General features: G+C 71.8%; 16 protein-coding genes and 1 tRNA gene. 7 read left to right on the top strand and 10 right to left on the bottom strand.

Translation table 11 applies throughout. From position 1 onward, the window contains the following. Nucleotides 1–2: 2 nt before the first annotated feature. From AC5P1C_RS23015 to AC5P1C_RS23005, 3 genes are read right to left on the bottom strand one after another with little or no spacing between them, the layout of a single operon-like run. The gene (locus AC5P1C_RS23015) at nucleotides 3–1,145 is read right to left on the bottom strand and encodes an acyl-CoA dehydrogenase family protein (RefSeq protein WP_493867787.1); all 1,143 of its coding nucleotides are present in this window, start codon (nucleotides 1,143–1,145) and stop codon (nucleotides 3–5) included. A gap of 18 nt (nucleotides 1,146–1,163) precedes the next feature. Further along, nucleotides 1,164–2,189, bottom strand: a complete 1,026-nt coding sequence (locus tag AC5P1C_RS23010) for an LLM class F420-dependent oxidoreductase (RefSeq protein ID WP_493867786.1) — start codon at nucleotides 2,187–2,189, stop codon at nucleotides 1,164–1,166. Continuing rightward, nucleotides 2,189–3,340 carry a CaiB/BaiF CoA transferase family protein gene (locus AC5P1C_RS23005; RefSeq protein WP_493867785.1) on the bottom strand — a complete coding sequence of 384 codons (1,152 nt, stop codon included), beginning with the start codon at nucleotides 3,338–3,340 and terminating at the stop codon, nucleotides 2,189–2,191. Before AC5P1C_RS23005 ends, AC5P1C_RS23010 begins: the two co-directional genes overlap by 1 nt. A 232-nt stretch (nucleotides 3,341–3,572) precedes the next feature. Between AC5P1C_RS23005 and AC5P1C_RS23000 the strand changes: the two genes are divergently transcribed. After that, complete coding sequence (locus tag AC5P1C_RS23000) at nucleotides 3,573–4,784, top strand: saccharopine dehydrogenase family protein (RefSeq protein ID WP_493867784.1); 1,212 nt, start codon at nucleotides 3,573–3,575, stop codon at nucleotides 4,782–4,784. On the opposite strand, the gene AC5P1C_RS22995 is transcribed toward AC5P1C_RS23000, so the two are convergent. Both AC5P1C_RS22995 and AC5P1C_RS22990 read right to left on the bottom strand, forming a co-directional pair. After that, complete coding sequence (locus AC5P1C_RS22995; protein WP_493867783.1) at nucleotides 4,756–5,484, bottom strand: endonuclease V; 729 nt, start codon at nucleotides 5,482–5,484, stop codon at nucleotides 4,756–4,758. The genes AC5P1C_RS23000 and AC5P1C_RS22995 overlap by 29 nt on opposite strands. 56 nt (nucleotides 5,485–5,540) lie before the next feature. Continuing rightward, entirely contained in the window at nucleotides 5,541–6,143 is a 603-nt protein-coding gene (locus tag AC5P1C_RS22990) for a hypothetical protein (RefSeq protein ID WP_493867782.1), read from the bottom strand. 216 nt (nucleotides 6,144–6,359) lie between these two features. Between AC5P1C_RS22990 and AC5P1C_RS22985 the strand changes: the two genes are divergently transcribed. Then, nucleotides 6,360–6,656: a YciI family protein gene (locus AC5P1C_RS22985; RefSeq protein WP_493867781.1), complete on the top strand. Its 297-nt coding sequence runs from the start codon at nucleotides 6,360–6,362 to the stop codon at nucleotides 6,654–6,656. Here AC5P1C_RS22985 and AC5P1C_RS22980 read toward each other — a convergent pair. Beyond that, nucleotides 6,653–7,792 carry a WD40/YVTN/BNR-like repeat-containing protein gene (locus AC5P1C_RS22980; protein ID WP_493867780.1) on the bottom strand — a complete coding sequence of 380 codons (1,140 nt, stop codon included), beginning with the start codon at nucleotides 7,790–7,792 and terminating at the stop codon, nucleotides 6,653–6,655. The two genes, AC5P1C_RS22985 and AC5P1C_RS22980, sit on opposite strands and share 4 nt — an antisense overlap. 171 nt (nucleotides 7,793–7,963) lie before the next feature. Between AC5P1C_RS22980 and ssgD the strand changes: the two genes are divergently transcribed. Further along, nucleotides 7,964–8,380 carry a spore wall synthesis regulator SsgD gene (gene ssgD / locus AC5P1C_RS22975; RefSeq protein WP_493867779.1) on the top strand — a complete coding sequence of 139 codons (417 nt, stop codon included), beginning with the start codon at nucleotides 7,964–7,966 and terminating at the stop codon, nucleotides 8,378–8,380. Nucleotides 8,381–8,396: 16 nt separating this feature from the next. Here ssgD and AC5P1C_RS22970 read toward each other — a convergent pair whose 3' ends face one another. Further along, nucleotides 8,397–9,236: an isocitrate lyase/PEP mutase family protein gene (locus tag AC5P1C_RS22970; protein WP_493867778.1), complete on the bottom strand. Its 840-nt coding sequence runs from the start codon at nucleotides 9,234–9,236 to the stop codon at nucleotides 8,397–8,399. Nucleotides 9,237–9,308: 72 nt separating this feature from the next. Next, the gene (locus tag AC5P1C_RS22965; RefSeq protein ID WP_493867777.1) at nucleotides 9,309–9,992 is read right to left on the bottom strand and encodes a GOLPH3/VPS74 family protein; all 684 of its coding nucleotides are present in this window, start codon (nucleotides 9,990–9,992) and stop codon (nucleotides 9,309–9,311) included. Between the two features lie 311 nt (nucleotides 9,993–10,303). Between AC5P1C_RS22965 and AC5P1C_RS22960 the strand changes: the two genes are divergently transcribed. The 4 genes from AC5P1C_RS22960 (at nucleotide 10,304) to AC5P1C_RS22945 (ending at nucleotide 16,244) form a co-directional block, all read left to right on the top strand. After that, nucleotides 10,304–11,935 (top strand): ABC-F family ATP-binding cassette domain-containing protein, encoded by a 1,632-nt coding sequence (locus tag AC5P1C_RS22960; protein ID WP_493867776.1) that lies wholly within the window; start codon nucleotides 10,304–10,306, stop codon nucleotides 11,933–11,935. Nucleotides 11,936–11,945: 10 nt separating this feature from the next. Beyond that, nucleotides 11,946–14,237 carry an ATP-binding cassette domain-containing protein gene (locus AC5P1C_RS22955; protein WP_493867775.1) on the top strand — a complete coding sequence of 764 codons (2,292 nt, stop codon included), beginning with the start codon at nucleotides 11,946–11,948 and terminating at the stop codon, nucleotides 14,235–14,237. A gap of 75 nt (nucleotides 14,238–14,312) precedes the next feature. Beyond that, a complete protein-coding gene (gene ddaH, locus AC5P1C_RS22950) occupies nucleotides 14,313–15,089 on the top strand; it encodes a dimethylargininase (protein ID WP_493867774.1) in 777 nt (258 codons plus the stop codon). A 183-nt stretch (nucleotides 15,090–15,272) separates the two neighbouring features. Next, nucleotides 15,273–16,244: an acyl-ACP desaturase gene (locus AC5P1C_RS22945; protein ID WP_493867773.1), complete on the top strand. Its 972-nt coding sequence runs from the start codon at nucleotides 15,273–15,275 to the stop codon at nucleotides 16,242–16,244. Between the two features lie 46 nt (nucleotides 16,245–16,290). Here the strand turns inward: AC5P1C_RS22945 and AC5P1C_RS22940 are convergent, their stop codons facing one another. After that, nucleotides 16,291–19,632 (bottom strand): hypothetical protein, encoded by a 3,342-nt coding sequence (locus tag AC5P1C_RS22940; protein WP_493867772.1) that lies wholly within the window; start codon nucleotides 19,630–19,632, stop codon nucleotides 16,291–16,293. A 70-nt stretch (nucleotides 19,633–19,702) separates the two neighbouring features. Next, nucleotides 19,703–19,775 (bottom strand) — tRNA-Trp (locus tag AC5P1C_RS22935). Nucleotides 19,776–19,842: the final 67 nt, after the last annotated feature.

The raw sequence follows: 19,842 nt of genomic DNA, 5'->3' as shown, positions 1-19,842 counted from the left end.
ACTCAGGCGAGCAGGGAGCGGCCGATGATCTCCTTCATGATCTCGGTCGTCCCCCCGTAGATCGTCTGGATGCGGCCGTCGGTGAAGGCCTTGGCGACGCGGTACTCGGTCATGTAGCCGTATCCTCCGTGCAGTTGCAGGCAGCGGTCGGCGACGCGTTTCTGCAGCTCCGTGGCCCACCACTTGGCCATCGACGCGTGCACGGCGTCGAGTTCCCCGTTCGAGTGATCGACGATGCAGCGGTCGAGGAACGTACGGGTGACCGCGCATTCGGTGGCCATCTCGGCGATCTCGAAGCGGATGTGCTGGAGCTTGGAGAGCGGACGCCCGAAGGCCTCGCGCTCCTTGACGTACGCCGTCGTGATCTCCAGGAGGTTCTCGGCGGCGGCGATCCCGGCGACGGCGATGCCCATGCGCTCCTGCGCGAGGTTCGTCATCAGGTGGATGAAGGCGCCGTCGAGCTCGCCCAGGAGGTTCTCCTTGGGGACGCGTACGTCGTTGAAGAACAACTCGGCGGTGTCCTGGGACTTCTGGCCGATCTTGTCGAGGTTGCGGCCCCGCTCGAAGCCGTCCATGCCGCGCTCGACGACCAGGAGGGACAGGCCCTTCGCGCCGCCCTCGGCGGACGTCTTGGCGACGACGATGACGAGGTCGGCCAGGATGCCGTTCGAGATGAACGTCTTGGAGCCGTTGAGCAGCCAGTGGTCGCCCTGGTCCGTGGCGGTGGTGCGGATGCCCTGGAGGTCGGAGCCCGCGCCCGGCTCGGTCATCGCGATGGCCGTGATGATCTCGCCGGAGCAGAAGCCGGGCAGCCAGCGCCGCTTCTGGTCCTCGGTGGCCAGGGAGGTCAGGTACGGGCCGATGATGTCGTTGTGCAGGCCGAGCGCGAGCCCGGACGTGCCCGCGCGGGTGAACTCCTCGGCGAGGACGGCGCTGTAGCGGAAGTCGGCGTTCCCGCCCCCTCCGTACTCCTCCGGCACGGCGAGTCCGAGGAGCCCTTGTTTGCCCGCGGCGAGCCAGGCGTCACGGCTGACGATCCCGTCCTTCTCCCACTCCTCGTAGTGGGGCAGCACCTCCTTGGTCAGGAAGGTGCGGACGGTCTCGCGGAACGCCTCGTGCTCGGCGGTAAAGATCTGTCGCTTCACGTACGGCCTCCTGAAGCCCTAGAGCCAGCCCTTGACGGTTTCGATCGACTTGGCCGGCTCGGGGCCGACGGGAATGACGTTGAGCATGGTGACGCCCGCCTCGCGGAAGGCCTCGACGCGCTCACGGACGTAGCTCTCGGGCCCGCACAGTGTCATGAGCTCGCAGAACTCGTCCGGGACGGCGGCCTCGCCTTCCTTCTTCTTGCCCGAGAGATACAGCTCCTGGATGCGCTTGGCCTCCTTCTCGTAGCCGTACGCCACCGCGAGGTCGTTGTAGAAGTTCTTCCCCGGTGCGCCCATGCCGCCTACGTAGAGGGCAATTTGCGGTCGGGCCAGATCCCGTGCGGCCGCCGCGTCGTCACCGATGGCGAGCAGTCCGCCCGCGACCGTCTGCAAGGGGCCGAGCGCCGGATCGCGCTTCTCCTTGCCTTCGGCGAGCGGAGCGCCCCACACCTGGTGGGCCTTCTCCGGGATGAACAGGGTGGGCAGCCAGCCGTCGGCGATCTCGGCGGTCATGCGGACGTTGGCGGGGCCAAGGGAAGCGACGTACAGCGGCACTTCCGAACGCACCGGCTTGGTGAGGATCTTGAGCGGCTTGCCCAGCTTGCCGCCCTTCTCCTCGGGCAGCGGCATGTCCGTGATGCCGTGGTGGTCGATGACCTCGCGGCGCAGGATGCGGCGGGTCAGCTCGATGGCTTCGCGGGTGCGGGCCAGGGGCTTGTCGTACGGCTTGCCGTGCCAGCCCTCGACGACCTGCGGGCCCGACGCGCCGAGCCCGATGATGGCGCGCCCGCCGGAGATGGCGTCGAGTCCGGCGGCCGTCTGGGCGATGAGGGCGGGGGTGCGCGAGTAGACGTTGAGGATCGCGGCGCCGATCTTCATACGCTCGGTGCGTGCGGCCAGGTAGCCCATGATCGTGGGCGAGTCGAAGCCGTACGCCTCCGCCACCCAGACGGCGTCCAGGCCTGCGGACTCCAGGGCCGCCACATCGTCGGCTGCCTGGCGCGGGTCGCCCGCGTAGGCGAGAGGTGCGGAGAGTTGCATCAGTCGTCTTCCTTCGTGGGGGTGCCTGTCAGGAGGGCCGGTACGTCCCAGTCGCGGGCCACGTCCTCGGTGTGCGCGCCCGGTTGGGCGGGCCCGCCGCGGACGTCCGTCGGGGTCGCGGAGAAGCGGGGCGCGGGGGCGGGCTGGGTGATGCCGCCGTGGTCGACGAAGGTGCCGCGGGCGGCGAGATGGGGGTGGCCGGGGGCTTCGCGCAGCGAGAGCACGGGTGCGACGCAGGCGTCGGAGCCTTCGAAGACGGCCGTCCACTCCTCGCGCGTCCGCGTCTTGAAGCGGGCGGCGACGGCCTCGCGCAGCTCGCCCCAGCGGGACAGGTCCTTGCGCGGAGGCGCCTCGTCCGCCAGGCCGATGAGCGCGATGAACTCGTCGTAGAACTGCTGTTCCAGAGCCCCGACGGCCATGTATCCGCCGTCGGCGGTCTCGTAGTTGCCGTAGAACGGGCAGCCGCCGTCCAGGAGGTTGGCGCCGCGCCTGTCCTGCCAGCCGCCGGCCGCGAGCATGCCGTGGATCATCGACGTGAGGTGCGCGGTGCCGTCGACGATCGCGGCGTCCACGACCTGTCCCGTGCCGTGGTCGCGCGCGTGGTGCAGGGCCGCGAGGATGCCGACGACGAGGTAGAGGGAGCCGCCCGCGAAGTCCCCGACGAGGTTCGCGGGGACGGTGGGGGGCTCTCCTGGGTTGCCGATCATGCCGAGGGTGCCGGTGATCGCGATGTACGCGATGTCGTGCCCGGCACGCTGGGCCAGCGGGCCCTCCTGCCCCCAGCCGGTCATTCGTCCGTAGACGAGCCTGGAGTTGCGGGCGTGGCAGGGGGCGGGCCCGACGCCGAGGCGCTCGGCGACGCCGGGGCGGTAGCCCTCGATGAGGACATCAGCGCGGTCGACCAGGTCGAGGACGCGGGCCGCGCCGTCCGCCGCCTTGAGGTCGACGATCACGGAGCGTTTGTTGCGGTTGGTGACGTCGTACTCGGGATTGATCGCGAGACCGCCGCCGCCTGGTCGGTCGACGCGTACGACGTCGGCGCCGAGGTCGGCGAGGAGCATGGCCGCGAACGGGCCGGGCCCGATGCCCGCCAGCTCGACCACGCGCACCCCGGCGAGCGGCCCGTGAACGCCCTTGTCCGGCACTGCCATTGAGCCCCCAGCGCTATGACACAACTGATGTAACACCAGTGATGCTAAGAACGTGTTCCACTCCGCACAAGACCCTAGCAAGCAAGCGCTTAGACAAATTGCGGCCCAGGTCGCGCGCCGGTGCGGGTCCGGTCCGCCTGTGGCGGGGCCAGGGGGGCCGGTGGGAGAGCCGCACTACGCACGCTAGCCTCGGCCACCGACATCGGCGCGGGGTGCACGGCAGAGAGGTGCCATGACCAGTCAGAGCGACAACGGCAAGGAGCGTGCGGACCGTCGCACGTACGACATCGTGCTCTTCGGGGCGACCGGATTCGTCGGTGTGCTCACCGCGGAGTACCTCGCCGCGCACGCCCCCGCAGGGTTGCGCTGGGCGATCGCCGGTCGCGACACCGGGAAGCTGGAGCGGCTGCGGGAGAAGCTCGCCGAGACCCATCCGGCCTGTGCGGAGCTCCCCCTCGTCCGCGCGGACGTGGCGGACCCGGCGTCCCTGCGGGAGATGGCAGGGCACGCGCGCGTGGTGGCCACCACCGTGGGGCCCTACATCGCGTACGGCCAGGAACTCGTCGCCGCGTGCGCCGATGCGGGCACTGACTACGTGGACCTCACCGGTGAGCCGGAGTTCGTCGACCTGATGTACGTGCGGCACGACGCCCGCGCACGCGAGACGGGCGCACGCCTCGTGCACTCCTGCGGCTTCGACTCGGTCCCGCACGACCTGGGCGCGTACTTCACGGTGCGGCAGCTCCCGGAGGGCGTGCCGCTGCGCGTCGACGGGTTCGTCCGGAGCAACGCGACGTTCTCCGGCGGTACGTTCGCCTCCGCGCTCGCCCAGATGGGACGCGGGCCGCAGATGCTGGCCGCCGCGCGGGACCGGCGACGGCACGAGCCGCGCCTGGTGGACCGCAAGGCGTACGCGCCGCCGAGCGTGCCCCGGTACGCGGGCGAGGTCGGCGCCTGGGCCCTTCCCCTGCCGACGATCGACCCGCAGGTGGTGCAGCGCTCGGCGCGGGCCCTGGAGCGCTACGGGCCCGACTTCCGCTACCGGCACTACGCGGCCGTGAAGACCCTGCCGTTCGCGGTGGGTGGCGCGGCGGCCGTCAGCGGTCTGGTGGCGGCGGCCCAAGTGCCGCCCGCGCGGCGGTGGTTGTCCTCGCGGCTCAAGCCGGGCGACGGGCCGAGCGAGCAGCGGCGCGCGGAGAGCTGGTTCTCCGTGCGGTTCGTCGGCGAGGGCGGCGGCCGGCGGGTGTTCACCGAGGTCTCGGGCGGCGATCCGGGCTACGACGAGACGGCGAAGATGCTCGGCGAGGCGGCCCTGTGCCTGGCCCTCGACGACGATCTGCCGGACGTGGCCGGGCAGTTGACCACGGCCGTGGCGATGGGCGACGCGCTCACCGCGCGGCTGACGGCGGCCGGGCTCAGGTTCCGGGTGGCGGCGACGCGCTAGCGGTCGCCTCGCGCAGGGCCGCACGGCACAGGGCGTCCGCGCGCCGCGTCGACTCCGGAAGGCGGTAGCGCGGCGTCAGGCCGAGCGTTTGGGCGCAGGCGTTGTCCAGGCCCACACGGTGGCCCACGGAGACGAAGACCGGCTTGACGTCCTCGCGGGTGCGCAGGGCGCGGCCGATCTCCTCCGCTCCGTCGAGGAGAGGGGCCGCGCTTCCCCGCGGCGCGCCCGGAGCCTCGTACGTGAAGGTGAAGGGGTTCTTGGCCACGCCGATCGTGGGCAGACCGGTGAGGACGCCGAGGTGGCTCGCGAGGCCGAACCTGCGGGGATGCGCGATGCCGTAGCCGTCGCAGACGACGAGGCCCGGGGCGGCTTCGAGCTTCCCCAGGGCGGCGAGGACGGTCGGGATCTCGCGGAAGGCGAGCAGGCCAGGGACGTACGGGAAGGCCACGCGGCCCACCGCGGTCGCCTCCTCGACGACATCGAGCGTCGCGGCATCCAGGACCACGACCGCGGCGGCGACGATGTCGCGCTCGTCGTCGTAGGCGACGTCGACGCCCGTCACGTGGCCCGTGCCCGGCTCGGGGCCCGCCTCGTCGAGCACGACCCGGGCGCGGAGAGCGTCCTGGACCGCGCGTGCGGTCGGCTCGTCGGTGGGCCAGTCGGCGGGGATGCGCGCGAGGGCGGCGGCGTGGGTCGTCATGGTGCGGTCAAGACTAGGCCTTCGGCCTTACCCCACCCCGCCCGCCCGGCGGCTTGCTACTTGGCGGCGAACTTCCAGGTGAACGGCTCGCCGTCCTCCTCCGACCAGTGGATCTCCAGGTCCTTCGCGTCCTTGGGCACCAGGTAGGTGTCGCACAGGACGTGGGTCTGACCCTTCTTCCAGCCCTCGATGGACGAGGGGTCCTCGCAGCCCGGCGCGTCGTCGGCGGCACCGATGACCAGGGTGCCGCGTCGGCCGTCCGCCCAGACGGTGGTGGAGTCGTTCGCGTCCGGGGTCTCGGTGAGGGCGGCGCCGGACTTGTGCGTGTACTTCACGTAGGCGATGGCCGGGACCAGGCCCTTGGCCTCCTTGGGGTCCTGCACCATCTTCTTGGTGTCGGCCTCCGTGCCCAGGTCGACCTTCTGCGCGGTGATCTCGTAGGTGACGGGGACGTCACCCTCCTTGACCTTGCCGGTGGCGCTCTCGCCGGCGCCCATCTCGCCCCCGGACTCGGGCGACGGCTTGGCCTTGGGCTCGTTGGCCCCGGCCTTCGGCTTGTCCGCGGAGTCCTTCTTGTCGCCACCGCCGCAGGCGGTCAGCGCGAGGGCGAGCACGGCCACGGGTGCGGCAACGCGCAAAGCGGTCTTCCTGTACAGCAAAGTGAACTCCCGGCAGAAATGGGCCAGCCACGCACCACGAAGTCAGCTCGCGGAGTGGCCGGTTGAGCGGTCAGCATACGAGTCGACTACGGGATGAGGCGAGGCGGTTCCGCACCGTGCGCATAAGGCGCGTTAACACTTGCTACGGATACGGGATAAAGCGAACGCACCGGGCCGGGGCGGCCCGTGGCGACGAGCGGCGGTAGCCTCGCGATCATGTTCGTTCTCGAGTTGACCTACACCGCGCCCGTGTCCGCCGTCGACAAGGAGCTGGAGGCCCACGTGGCGTGGCTAGACCAGCTGTACGCACAGGGCGTCTTCATCGCCTCCGGTCGCAAGAATCCGCGCGACGGCGGCGTGATCCTCGCCGTGGCCGACGACCGTGCGGCGATCGAGGAGATCGCGGCGAGCGACCCCTTCGTACTCGCGGAGGTCTGCGAGTACCGCATCACCGAGTTCATCGCCACGAAGACCGCCCCCGAACTCGCCCCTTACCGGCAGGTACTGCCCTAGTCCCGCGGGGCGGAGCCGCTCCGGTCCCGCTCCCAGCGCGCGATCCGGCCCTTCTCGCCGGAGGCCCAACAGACGCGGTCCCGCGTGCAGTCCACGGTGTCGTACGACCCCGCGTCGACCGTCCGCCAGCTGCGCCCGCCGTCCGACGTGACGTCCGTGCCGGTCGGCCCGACCGCGAGCGCGCCGCGGCGGCTCCCGGGCAGCCAGGCCACCCCGGAGCGGTAGGCGGGCGGCGGCCGGGTGGCCGTGGTCCAGGTGCGGCCGGCGTCGCCGGTGGTGGCCGCGGCCTTCGGCGATGGCTGGTCGGCGCGGTAGTCGCCGCCGACCGCGATGCCGTGCGTACGGTCGCGGAAGGCGAGGCCGAAGACGCCGCGTGCCGGGTCGCCCGCCGGGATCGGCGCGTCGGTGGCCGTCCAGGTCCGGCCGCGGTCGGCCGAGTGCAGGACACGCGCGCGTGCCGCGCCGCCGGTGGCCAGCCACACGTCGCGGGGGCCGGAGCTCACCAGGCACTGGCCGCCGGCCGCGAAGCCCGCCTCGCCCTCCTGGGCGGCGGGCATGCCGTCGTCGGGCAGGACCTTCCAGGACCGGCCGCCGTCGGCGGTGGACAGGATGCGGAACGTGCCGTCCACCGGGTCGCTCATCGCCAGGCCGTGGCGCCGGTCGAAGAACGTCATGCAGTCGTAGAAGGCCTTGGGGTCGGTGTTGCGGAAGGACTCCGTCCAGGTCGCTCCGCCGTCCGACGTCCGGAAGACCCGCGACGCCTCGCCCTCGCCGATGGCGAGGACCACCGCGCGGCGGCCGTCGAAGGCCTCGATGTCCCGGAACTCCAGTTCCCCGGCCCCGGGCGGGGAGACGTCGCGCCAGCTGTCGCCGCCGTCCGACGTGCGCAGCACGGTGCCCTTCGCACCGGCCACCCACGCGGCGTTCCGGCTGACGGCGGCGAGACCGCGGAAGCGCGCGTCGCTGCCGCTGTCCTTGAGATCCCAGCCGCCGCCCCGCTGCGACTGGCCCGCGGGCGCCGCCTGGGCGAACCCCGGCGCGGCAGGCGCCGTCGCGGCGAGAGCCGCCCCGCACAGCCCCACCGTCACCGCACGACCCACGGACCGCGACCATCTCGTCTTCCCCAAGGACCTCATGGCGGGGGAAGTTACCACCGGAACACAGGATTCCTTCCGGTAATTACGTGAAGACGGTGAAGAGCGCGCGGTGACCGAGGTCACTCGGTGTTCGCGTGCACGGATTCCGTCATTCCGACGTCTATCAGAGTGCCGACCCGAGTCGTCCAGCTGTAGTTGAGGGAGCAGGCGTTGTCCAACAGCATCGAACAAGCCGTAGAGGCCCGCCTCGTCGCCGCCGCGCCGCGGATGTCGACCATTCCCGCGACGCTCCACTACGACCAGGGCGATCCGTTCGCCGTCCGGATGAGTTTTCCCGCCCCCGCGACCCTGGAGGGCGTCGAGGTCTACTGGACCTTCGCCCGAGAGCTGCTCGCCCAGGGCATGGAGCAGGCGGTGGGCGACGGAGACGTCCGCGTGCGTCCGTACGGCTTCGACCGCACGGTCGTGGAGTTCCACGCCCCCGAGGGCACGGCGATCGTCCACATCCGCAGCGGCGAGCTCCGCCGCTTCCTGCACCGCTCCCTGACCCTGGTGCCCACCGGCGACGAGCATCTGCACGTCGACCTGGACCAGGACCTCGCCGATCTGATGCGGGACGCCTGCTGAGCCGCCGCCCCCGGCGTCACCGGGCGCCGAGCAGCGAATTCAGCTCCCCGTAGTCGAGCCCACCCGCCAGCGAGGTGTACGTCCCCTCGGCGAGCAGCTCACGCGCGGCCCGGCGCACGACGGCGTGCACGGCCTGTGCGATGCCCGCGCCCACACTGATCCGCGCGACGCCGAGACCGGCGAACTCCGCGACCGACGGCGCTCCGTGCCCTGCCATCACGTTGAGCGGCCCGTCGACACCCGCGACGAGTGCCTTCACCGTCCCCGGGTCCACGGCCCCCGGCACGAAGATCCCGTCGGCTCCGGCCGCGAGGTATGCGGCAGCCCGCTCCAGGGTCGGGCCGACGCGGTCCGCCGGCTCCCCCGCTCCCCGCAGATACGTGTCGATGCGCGCGTTGACGAACAGCGGCACACCCGCGGCGTCGGCAGCCGCACGGGCCGCCGCGATGCGCTCCACCTGCCCGGCGACCGTCCGCAGCGGCGCCTCTCCCTCGTACAGCGCGTCCTCGATGTTCACGCCGACGGCGCCGGCGGCGAGCACATCCCGCACCGTGTCGGCGACTCCCGCCGGGTCCGCCGCGTAGCCGCTCTCGATGTCGGCGCTCACCGGCACCCCGACCGCGGCGGCGATCCCGGCGAGCGCGCCGAGGGCGCGATCCCTGCCGAGCCGGTCGCCGTCCGCGGCGCCGAGGTCCCACGCGACACCGGCGCTCGTGGTGGCGACGGCCGCGGCTCCGGCCGACTCGACGACGCGGGCACTGGCCACGTCCCAAGCGTTCGGCAGCACCAGCGGCCGTCCCGGGACGTGCAGGGCGCGGAACTTCAGGGCGTCGTCGCGACGGTTCGTCTCTGTCATGCGGCCACTCAACCAGCGCCGCGCGACCCGCAGCTGGCGAGAATCCGACCTGTACGTCCCGGCCGCGGGCCCTCAGCCGCCGCCCCCGCCGCCTCCCCTGGCCGCCTCCGCGTACGTCACCGCGGACGCCAGGGCCTTGCGCAGCGCCCGCATCAGCTCGGGGAGTTCCGGGGCAGGGGCTCCGCAGCGGTCGGTGAGGGCGTCGAGCCGTTCCTTGTACCGCCTGCGCTCCTTGCCGGGGAAGATGCCGCGCAGCTTGCCCGTCGCCGCGCACACCACCAGGGCCGCGTCGATCGGGGGGACCTCGGACACGGGTACCGGGCCGCGCAGGACCGCGAGCGCCTCGGTGTGCAGGACCTCGACGTATCCGGTGCGCTCCAGCTCGTACCGGCGGGAGGGGAAGATCCCGAAGACCCGGATGCGTTCCGTCCGCAGATAGCCCTCGGACGCCAGCTGGTCGCGCGCCCCGTTCAGGGTGTCGCGGGACTTGTGGGTGATCCAGCCGCTCCATTTGCGGGGCCGGGACTCCTCGATCAGTTCGAGGACACCATCGAGCGCCGGGTCGCCGGTGCGTGCGCCGAAGACCGGCGTGACGATGCCCTCCACGTCCGAGACGAGTCCGCGCTGGGCCAGCTCCGCGAGCGCGCCGGCCCGCACCGCGTAGGGCAGTTCGGGGGCGCCGGCGATCCTGTTCCGACCGGTGTCCCAGGCCAGCAGGAAGATCCGGGTCGGAAGTGAGAGCGAGCCATAGGGCATGGGGCCTCCTTGTTCGCGGTCACGATAAGTCGTTGACAGCGCTCAGATCGCACCGTACGGTGTATAGCGGTTCTGTTGTCGCCGATAGGAGTAGGACGTTGCTCGTCTGAGGTCTGGAGTCACCGCGTCACACGGCTCGACTGTGTGCGTAGCGTGCGACCTCGGCGTTCGAGCCGTCCCCGGGCACAGGGCCCATTTTTCTGCCCTCATCCCCTGACGACGCTGCTCCCAGTCCAAGCTGTCGCACCTCGCGGTGTCCCGAAACGCGTTGCCCCTGACCGCGCTTCATCTCACGCAACCGCGAGGACCACATGTCTACTTCCCCCACCTCCATCACCTGCACGTCGCTCGACTTCACCTGGCCGGACGGCACCGGTGTCTTCGACGGGCTCCAGGCGGCCTTCGGTCCGGGCAGGACCGGACTCATCGGCGTCAACGGATCGGGAAAATCAACCCTGTTGAAGCTCGTCGCCGGTGAACTCGCGCCGAGCGACGGCGCCGTCCGCGTCGCGGGCGACATCGGGTACCTGCCGCAGAACGTCACGCTCGACACCGGCCTGCGCGTCGACGAGGTGCTCGGCATCGCGGCAACTCGCGCCGCCCTGCACGCCATTGAGACGGGCGACGTGAGCGAGGAGCACTTCACGGCGGTCGGCGACGACTGGGACGTCGAGGAGCGCGCCGTCGCGACCCTCGATCAGCTCGGCCTGGGCCACATCGGCCTCGACCGCACCACCGGGGAGGTGTCGGGCGGCGAGTCCGTGCTGCTGCGCCTGGCCGCGCTGCTGCTGCACCGGCCCGACGTGCTCCTGCTCGACGAACCCACCAACAACCTGGATCTGTACGCCCGTCGACGCCTGTACGCGGCCGTCGACGCCTGGTCCGGAGTCCTGGTCGTGGTCAGCCATGACCGCGAACTCCTCGAACTGGTCGACCAGATCGCCGATCTGCGGGACGGAGAGGTCAAGTGGTACGGAGGCAACTTCGCCGCGTACGAGGAGGCGCTGGCCACCGAGCAGGAGGCCGCGGAGCGCATGGTGCGCGTCGCCGAGTCCGATCTGAAGAAGCAGAAGCGTGAACTGGCAGATGCCCAGGTCAAGTTGGCACGGCGCAAGCGGTACGGCCAGAAGATGTGGGACACCAAGCGCGAGCCGAAGGTCGTCATGGGCGAGCGCAAGCGCCAGGCCCAGGTGTCCGCCGGCAAGCACCGCATCATGCACGAGGAGAAACTCAGCGAGGCGAAGGAACGCCTGGACGACGCCGTCGATGCGGTGCGGGACGACGACGAGATCCGCGTCGACCTGCCGTACACCGCGGTCCCACCGGGCCGCACCGTGCTCAGCCTGCGGGAGTTGACCCTGCGTTACGGGGCGCGCGTGCAGGGGGAGTTCGAGCTGCGCGGTCCCGAGCGGATCGCGCTGGTCGGACGCAACGGCGCGGGCAAGACCACGCTCCTGCGGACGATCGCCGGAGAGCTGGAAGCCGTGGAGGGAGAGGCGCTGGCACACGTCCCGCTGCGTTTCCTGCCGCAGCGGCTCGACGTGCTCGACGAAGAGCTCACCGTCGCCGAGAACGTGGCGCGCTTCGCGCCCGACGCCACCAACAACAGGATCCGGGCCCGCCTGGCCCGCTTCCTGTTCAAGGGGGCACGGGCCGATCAACGGGCGGCGACCCTGTCGGGCGGCGAACGGTTCCGGGCGGCCCTGGCCGCGCTGCTGCTCGCGGAGCCCGCGCCGCAACTCCTGATGCTCGACGAGCCCACGAACAACCTCGACATGGCGAGCGTGAAACAGCTGGCCACGGCCCTGGAGTCGTACGAGGGAGCGCTGATCGTGGCCAGTCACGACGTGCCGTTCCTGGAGTCGATCGGCATCACGCGCTGGCTGCTCCTCGACGGCGAGATGAAGGAAATCACGACAGAAGGTGTCGGGTATTCCGGCTAGCTTCGCGTGTATGCACCACTACATCACCATCACCGGAGCCCGTGAGAACAACCTCAAGGAGGTGAGCCTGCGCATTCCCAAGGACCGGCTCACGGTCTTCACCGGCGTATCGGGGTCGGGGAAGTCGTCGGTCGTCTTCGACACGATCGCGGTCGAGTCGCAGCGCCAGCTGAACGAGACCTTCACGTGGTTCGTCCGCAACCGGCTGCCGAAGTACGAGCGGCCGCACGCGGACACCATCGAGGACCTCTCGCCCGCGATCGTCGTCGACCAGCGGCCCATCGGCGGCCACTCCCGGTCCACGGTGGGCACGATGACGGACACCTACTCGGTGATGCGCGTGCTGTTCTCGCGGCACGGCACACCGAGTGCCGGTCCTGCGACCGCGTACTCGTTCAACGACCCCTCGGGCATGTGCCCCCGGTGCCACGGCCTGGGCAAGACCGTACGGCCCGACTACGACCGCATCCTGGACCCGGCCAAGTCCCTGGCGGACGGCGCGATCCTCTTCCCGCCGTTCGCCGTGGGGACCTGGCAGGGCCAGACGTACACCAACACCCCCGACCTGGACCCGCACAAGCCGGTGGGCCGATTCAGCGCGCCGGAGCGGGAGTTCCTCATGCGCGGCGGGAAGGGCGGCGGCAAGGTCAACGTCGACAACACGGGCGGCGCGCGGGACATCGACTACGAAGGACTCGCCGACCGCTTCGAGCGCCTCTACCTCAACCGCGATCTGTCGGCGCTCTCCCAGAAGACCCGCGACCTCGTGCAGCGCTTCCTCGTCGAGGGAGAGTGCGACGCCTGCGACGGGGCGCGGCTCAACGCGGCGGCACTGGCCACCCGTATCGACGGAATGAACATCGCCGACTGCTCGCGCATGGAGGTCACCGACCTCATCGCGGCCCTCCGGCGGATCAACGACCCGGTGGCTGGCCCGATCGCCGGAGCCGCCGTGGCCGCGCTGAGCCGGATCGAGTCGATCGGCCTCGGCTATCTCAGCCTCGGCCGCGAGACGTCCACGCTGTCCGGCGGCGAGGGGCAGCGCCTGAAGACGGTGCGGCACCTCGGCTCCAGCCTGACCGGCATGACGTACATCTTCGACGAGCCCAGCATCGGCCTGCACCCGCGCGACGTGGGGCGGCTGGGCGACCTGCTGCTGCGCCTGCGCGACAAGGGGAACACCGTCCTGGTCGTGGAGCACGACCAGGACGTGATCGCCGTCGCCGACCACGTCGTCGACATGGGCCCGACCGCGGGCACGGGCGGCGGCCTGGTCGTCTTCGAGGGCACACCGGACGAGCTGCGCCGCGCGGACACGCTCACGGGCCGGCACCTGCGGCGCTCCACGGGCGTCAAGGAGAACCCGCGCGAGGCCATCGGCGGCCGGTGGGTCAAGGGCGCCGATCTGCACAACCTCAAGGACGTCAGCGTGCGCGTGCCGACCGGGGTGCTCACCGCGGTCACCGGCGTCGCGGGCTCCGGCAAGAGCACGCTGGTGTCGGGGGCGTTCGTCGCCGAACATCCGGACGCGGTGGTCGTGGACCAGTCGGGCATCGGCATCTCGGGCCGCTCGACCCCGGCGACGTACCTCGGGATCATGGACTCGCTGCGCAAGCTCTTCGCGCGGGAGACCGGCCAGGAGGCAGGGCTGTTCAGCTTCAACTCCCGTGGCGCGTGCGAGAGCTGCCAGGGGCGCGGGATCATCTACAGCGACCTGGCGTTCATGGATCCGGTGACGACGACCTGCGAGGCGTGCGAGGGTCGCCGCTTCAAGGAAGAGGTGCTCCGGCTGACCATCGGCGGCAGCTCCATCGCTGATGTGCTCGACATGACGGCCGAGCGCGCCCTGGACTTCCTCGCCTCCGTCGACGACACGGCAGTGCGCCGCCGGCTGCGGGCGCTGCACGAGGTGGGGCTCACCTACCTGACGCTCGGGCAGCCGCTGAGCACCCTGTCCGGCGGCGAGCGCCAGCGCATCAAGCTCGCCACGCAGCTGCACCGCACCGGCACGACGTACGTCCTCGACGAGCCGACGACCGGCCTGCACATGGCGGACGTGGACGGGCTGCTCGCTCTCCTGGACCGGCTCGTCGACGCGGGGAACACCGTGATCGTCGTCGAGCACAACCTGGAGGTCGTCAAGCACGCGGACTGGGTGATCGACCTCGGACCCGACGGCGGCAAGCACGGCGGCCGCGTCGTCTTCGAGGGCACACCGGGGCAGCTGGTCGACGCGCACGGCTCGTTCACCGCCGATCATCTGCGCCGAGCCCTGGGCCTGGACCCCTCACACGCTGCATGATGTGCGGCAGCGCCCTGATCCGGTCCCCGCCGGACCCGGCGCGCCCACCGCTCCCGCACCTACGGAGACCCCGCCGTGCCCAGCAGGAAAGCGCTGATCCGCCGCCCCGGCCCTCGCATCGCCGAAGGCCTGGTCACCCATGTCGAGCGGACCCCGGTCGACGCGGGGCTCGCTCTCGAGCAGTGGGAGACGTACGCCGAGGCGCTGCGGGGGCACGGCTGGGAGACGGTCGAGGTGGAGCCCGCCGACGACTGCCCGGACGCGGTCTTCGTCGAGGACACGGTCGTCGTCTTCCGCAACGTGGCGCTGATCGCCCGCCCCGGCGCCGAGTCCCGGCGCGCGGAGACGGCCGGCGTGGAGGAGGCGGTGGCCCGGCTCGGAGCCTCCGTGAACTGGGTCTGGGAGCCGGGCACGCTGGACGGCGGCGACATCCTCAAGATCGACGACACGATCTACGTGGGCCGCGGCGGGCGCACGAACGCGGCCGGCGTCCGGCAGCTGCGGGCCACCTTCGAGCCGCTGGGGGCGCGAGTAGTGGCCGTCCCCGTGTCCAAGGTCCTGCACCTGAAGTCGGCGGTGACGGCGCTGCCGGACGGCACGGTGATCGGCCACCCGCCGCTCGTGGACATTCCCTCGCTCTTCCCGCGCTTCCTGCCCGTGCCCGAGGAGTCGGGGGCGCACGTGGTGCTGCTCGGTGGCGCCAAGCTGCTCCTGGCATCGAGCGCGCCCAAGAGCGCGGAGCTGCTCGCGGACCTCGGTTTCGATCCGGTGGTGGTGGACATCAGCGAATTCGAGAAGCTCGAGGGCTGTGTGACATGCCTCTCAGTACGCCTGCGGGAGCTGTACGCCTGACCAGTCCTGGGGCGGGTGGAGCGGCAGGTGCACATGAGCCCCGCCGCCGCAAGCACTTTACGGAGGGCTTAACCTACGGCAACGTAACCTACGAGACCGTAGGTAGATAGCACCCGCTCGTGCTACCGCGTAACCCCTACGCACGTATCCGTAAGAAAAAACTCCCGTCCCCCTGGAGCCCCCGTGACGATCACCTCTCCTCATCTCGGCAGCACGGACGACTGGACCGATGCCCGGTTGCTGTTCGCCCTGGAAGAAGTGGTCGAGAAGGAGCTCAACCGCCACCTGAAGGTGGCCAAGGACTGGATGCCCCACGAGTACGTCCCGTTCTCGGACGCCCGGAACTTCCCCGGCTACTTCGAGGACGGCGAGGCCTGGGAGCCCGAGCAGTCCAAGGTCACGGACATCGGCAAGGTCGCCCTGGTCGTCAACCTCCTGACCGAGGACAACCTCCCCAGCTACCACCACGAGATCGCATCGCTCTTCGGCCGCGACGGCGCCTGGGGCACCTGGGTGCACCGCTGGACCGCCGAGGAGGGCCGTCACGGCATCGTGATGCGCGACTACCTCCTGGCCTCGCGCGCCGTGGACCCGGACAAGCTCGAGCAGTTCCGCATGGCGCACATGGCCGAGGGCTTCGAGTCCGACAACCGGCACTCGATGCTGCACTCCGTCGCGTACGTGGCCTTCCAGGAGCTCGCGACCCGCGTCTCGCACCGCAACACGGGCCACCAGTCGGGCGACCCGGTCTGCGACCGCATGCTGGCGCGCATCGCGACCGACGAGAACCTGCACATGGTCTTCTACCGCAACCTCCTGGGCGCCGCCTTCGAGCTCGCCCCCGACCTCACCATGCAGTCCGTGCGTGACGTCGTCGTCAACTTCCGGATGCCCGGACACGGCATGCCCGGCTTCGAGCGGGCCGCCGCGCAGATGGCGATCGGCGAGATCTACAACATGCGGATCCACCACGACGACGTGATCCAGCCGGTCCTTCGCTATCTCAAGGTCATGGACATCGACGGGCTCGGCCCCGAGGGTCTCAAGGCGCAGGAGGAGCTCGGCCTGTACATGAACGGGCTCGACACGGAGGCCAGCAAGTTCGACGAGAAGCTGGCTGCCCGCAGGGCGCGGATGGCGGCTCGGGGCAAGTAGTCCCGCTCCGGGGCGCTCGGGTGGGTGGATCCCAGGGGCCACCCACCTAAGCCGTGGCCACAGCCAGCGCCGCGTCCCGTACGTCCAGGACGCCGTGGGCCCGCAAAGACGTCAGCAGGTCCCGACACGGGCCCGCCCAGTCCGTCCGCTCCCCGAGGGATTCCACCGCCGCCACGGCGAAGAGCCCCGACGCGTGGCTGCCCTCCTCGGCGAGGCGGCGCGCCACGGGGAGCAGCAGGGCCGCTTCCCCTTCCGCGTCGGCGAGGCGCTCCCCCAGCGTCGCCGCCGTCCGCACCGCCAGCGCGGGCCGCCCCTCGTGCAGCCGGGCGAGCCGCGAGAGAGCCTCCGCCGCATCGGCGGGCGCCGCGTCAAGAGCGACCGCGCCGGCAAGCACCTCAGCGGCCTGCGGCACGAAATCCCCGTACCCGGCGAGCAACTCGCCCGCCCGGATGGACGCTGCCCGGTACACCTCGCCCGCACGGGCCAGCTCCCCGGCCAGATACTCGATCCGCCGCCGCGCAGGCAGATCCCGGTCTGGCGACGGCACCACCTCGGAGCCCGCCAGCGCCGCGAGCGCCCCGCACAACGCCTCGTCCCCACGGGGCGCGGTCGCCGCCGCCGTCACGAGTCCGCGTGCGGCCACCTGCCAGGTGGCCCGCCGGGCAAGATCCGCCGTCGCCCCCGCGAGCACCGAAGCCGCGTCCGGCGACCACGGGGCCCACCGCGCAAGGGCGGCGAGCGCGAGACCCGCCGCCTCGTCGTCGTCCGTACCCACCACCTCGCGCACGAGACGCGCGTACCGCTCCCGATGCCCCTGCGCCAGATCCAGTGGCCGCACCCGCAGCACAGCCGTGCGCAGCACCGCCTCGCCTCCTGCCGCATCCCGCAGGAGCCCCCACACCCGCTCCTCGCCGAGCAGCCCGCCCGCGAAGGCGACACACGCCGCCCGTACGTCGCGGTGAGCGTCCGGAGCCTCGTACGCGTCGCCGAGCAGCGCCGCCGCCTCGGGCGCGGGCAGCCGCACTGCCGCGAGGCGCGCGGCCTCCTTGCGGCTGGTCACCTTCTTGCCGGGCCCGCACAGGACCTCGCGCAGGAGCACCGCGAGCCGGGAGGGAGCGACATGACGTGACGCCTGCGTCGCCGCGTACACCGCGATCCGTGCCCGCTCGCCTCCCGCGTGCGCGAGCAGCTCAGGCAGCGCGTCCCCCGGCCGTGCGATGTGGGCGAGCGCGCCGAGTGCCGCCTCGGCGAGCACCGTGTCGGGTGAACCCGCCCAGCGGCGGACCAGTTCCTCCCCCGCTCCGGGAACGTGCGCGCTGCGTGCGATCGCAAGGGCACGGACCCGCTGCGGGAGCCCCGCGTCACCCGCGGTGCGGCCCAACTGCCGTGCGAATGACGCCTGTTGACGTGGCAGCCAGCGGTGGATCTGGTGCGGGCCGGCCGACAGAGTCCAGGACGCGCCCTTGGTCAGGAACCGGCCGTACGGCGGTGTACCGGTCAGGAGTTGGTCGAGCAGGTCCGTGCGGCGCCCGCACAGCACCGAGTGGACCGGGGCGAGCACGCCCGTCGACGGCTCCTGGGCCAGGACGCGGGCGACGCGTTCGTCGCGGGTCGCGGGCGGATCCAGCCACAGGTCGATCGCGCGCGAGACGGTCGCGTTGCTCCCGAACCGGATGGCCTGCCACAGGAGTTCCTGCAGTTCTGCCATCCCGGCGGCCCGTCGGCCGACGGCGCGGGCCAGCGCGAAGGCGAGGCTGTAGTCGGCCTTCTCCGCGCCCGCCTCGATCCAGGGCCGCAGCGCCTCGAACACGTCGTGCTCCTGGCCGCGGCGCAGGGTGCGGTCGAGGCGCCCGAGGTCGGCGCCGCCGGTGCTGCCCGAGATCCGGACGAGGGTGCGCAGCGCCCAGTTGACCAACTCCCGCTGCCCGCCCGCCGCGTGCTCGCGCAGCACGGCGACGGCCAGGCGGCTGAGGCTGCCGCGGGTTCGGTACGAGGAGTCGCGGGCCGCGACGGCGTCCGCGGAGATCCGGTCGAGGAACGGTTCCGCGTCGACCCCGAAGAGGGCGGGCCGGGTCTCGGCGAGCGCGGACAGGGCGGCGGCCCGCACCGGGTCCTGCTCGTTCACGAGCCGCGTCATCTCTTCGAGGACGGCCGTCACTTGGGCCGGTTCGCCGGAGCGTGCGGCATTGCGGACGAGCAGCGGCCACGCCTCGGCGCGGTCGTCTGCGGCAGGCCGCCGGGTCGCCGCCACGAGCCGCTCGCGCACCTCGTCGCAGGGCAGGAAGGACGCGGCGAGCAGTACGGAACTCCAGTGCCCGCCCTGCTCATCGGCCCGTTCGGCCATCCGTCGCGCCGCGTCGGCCACGGCGCTGCGGGGCAGTGCGCCGAGAATGACCCCGTCGACGGTGACGAATCCGGGACCACGCCCTTCGACGGCCCGCGCATAGACGGAAGCACGCTCGGCGGGGGCGTGCGCGAGCATCAACCGGGCGAGATCGGCGGAGTCTTCGGCGGTGGCGCGCGCGTACGTGAGGAGTTCGGGCGCTCCCGAGCGGGCGAGCTTGCGCAGCACGGACATCGTGAGCGCCCCGCTGCGCCGCGGCGGCCATCCCCAGGTTCCGGAGAGGATCGCCAGGACGCGCCCCGGCGCCGCGTCGGCGAACACACCAAGATGTGAACGGAGTTGATGAGGAAAGACGCTGGGGGCGAACCGGTCGAGGAGGTCGAGCACCCGCTCCGGCTCCGCCTTCGTGGCCGCCGCGACCCCCTCCGCGTACCGCTGCCACCACCCGTCCCGCAGCGCCTCGGGCAACGCGCCGAGCTCGCGCTCGGCCACGTCGAGCAGCACACCCGCATACCGCCGCGCCAACGGCCGCCACCCCCGCACGGCGTGGAAGAGCCCCGGAAGGAGCCGCTCCACCACAGGGTCCGAGCAGCCGGGCAGCAGCCTCGCCGCCTCCACGTCGCCCCACTCGCTCCGCAACGGGCCGACGACGCGATCGGCGAGCGCGCTGCGGCGCCCGGCGACGATCGCGCGCAGCAACTGCCGCCGCACCGCCTCGGGAGCATCGTGCAGCGCGGCCTCGAACGCGGCGTCCGGCACCCCGTGACTCTCCGCGACCCGCAGCGCGTGTCCCCGCACGAAGGGGTCGGGGTCGGCGAGCCGCGCCCCGGTCCACTCGGCGTCCCCACCGGCACACGCCAGCACGATCGCGACCCCGCGCTCGTACGGGCCGCCGCCCTCCAGTTCCTCCAGGACGGACCGCAGCGCGCCGCGCCGCGCGAAGTCCCGGGCGCTCTCGGCGATCTCCCGCATCCGGCGCGGATACGGCAGGGGGTCGAGGTCGGCGAGCAGATAGCGGGCGGCGGTGTTCTCGGGCGGAGCCATGCGCGGATTCTGCCTGGCCGGACCGGCCGAGGGACAGCGGATTTGCCCATGTGCGGCGGATTGTCGAGGGGCGGGGCGGCTGGAGTCGAACCAGCGTGTTCCGGTTTTGGAGACCGACGCGACTGCCTCTGCGCTACGCCCCGCCTTGGGCGGATCGTACCTTCCGGTGGAGCCCCGACAGGGGCGCGGGGCCGAGACATCTGCGGCTCC

The sequence above is a fragment of the Streptomyces sp. A18 genome (genome assembly GCF_059026065.1).
This window is presented reverse-complemented; position numbering and strand designations above follow the sequence as displayed.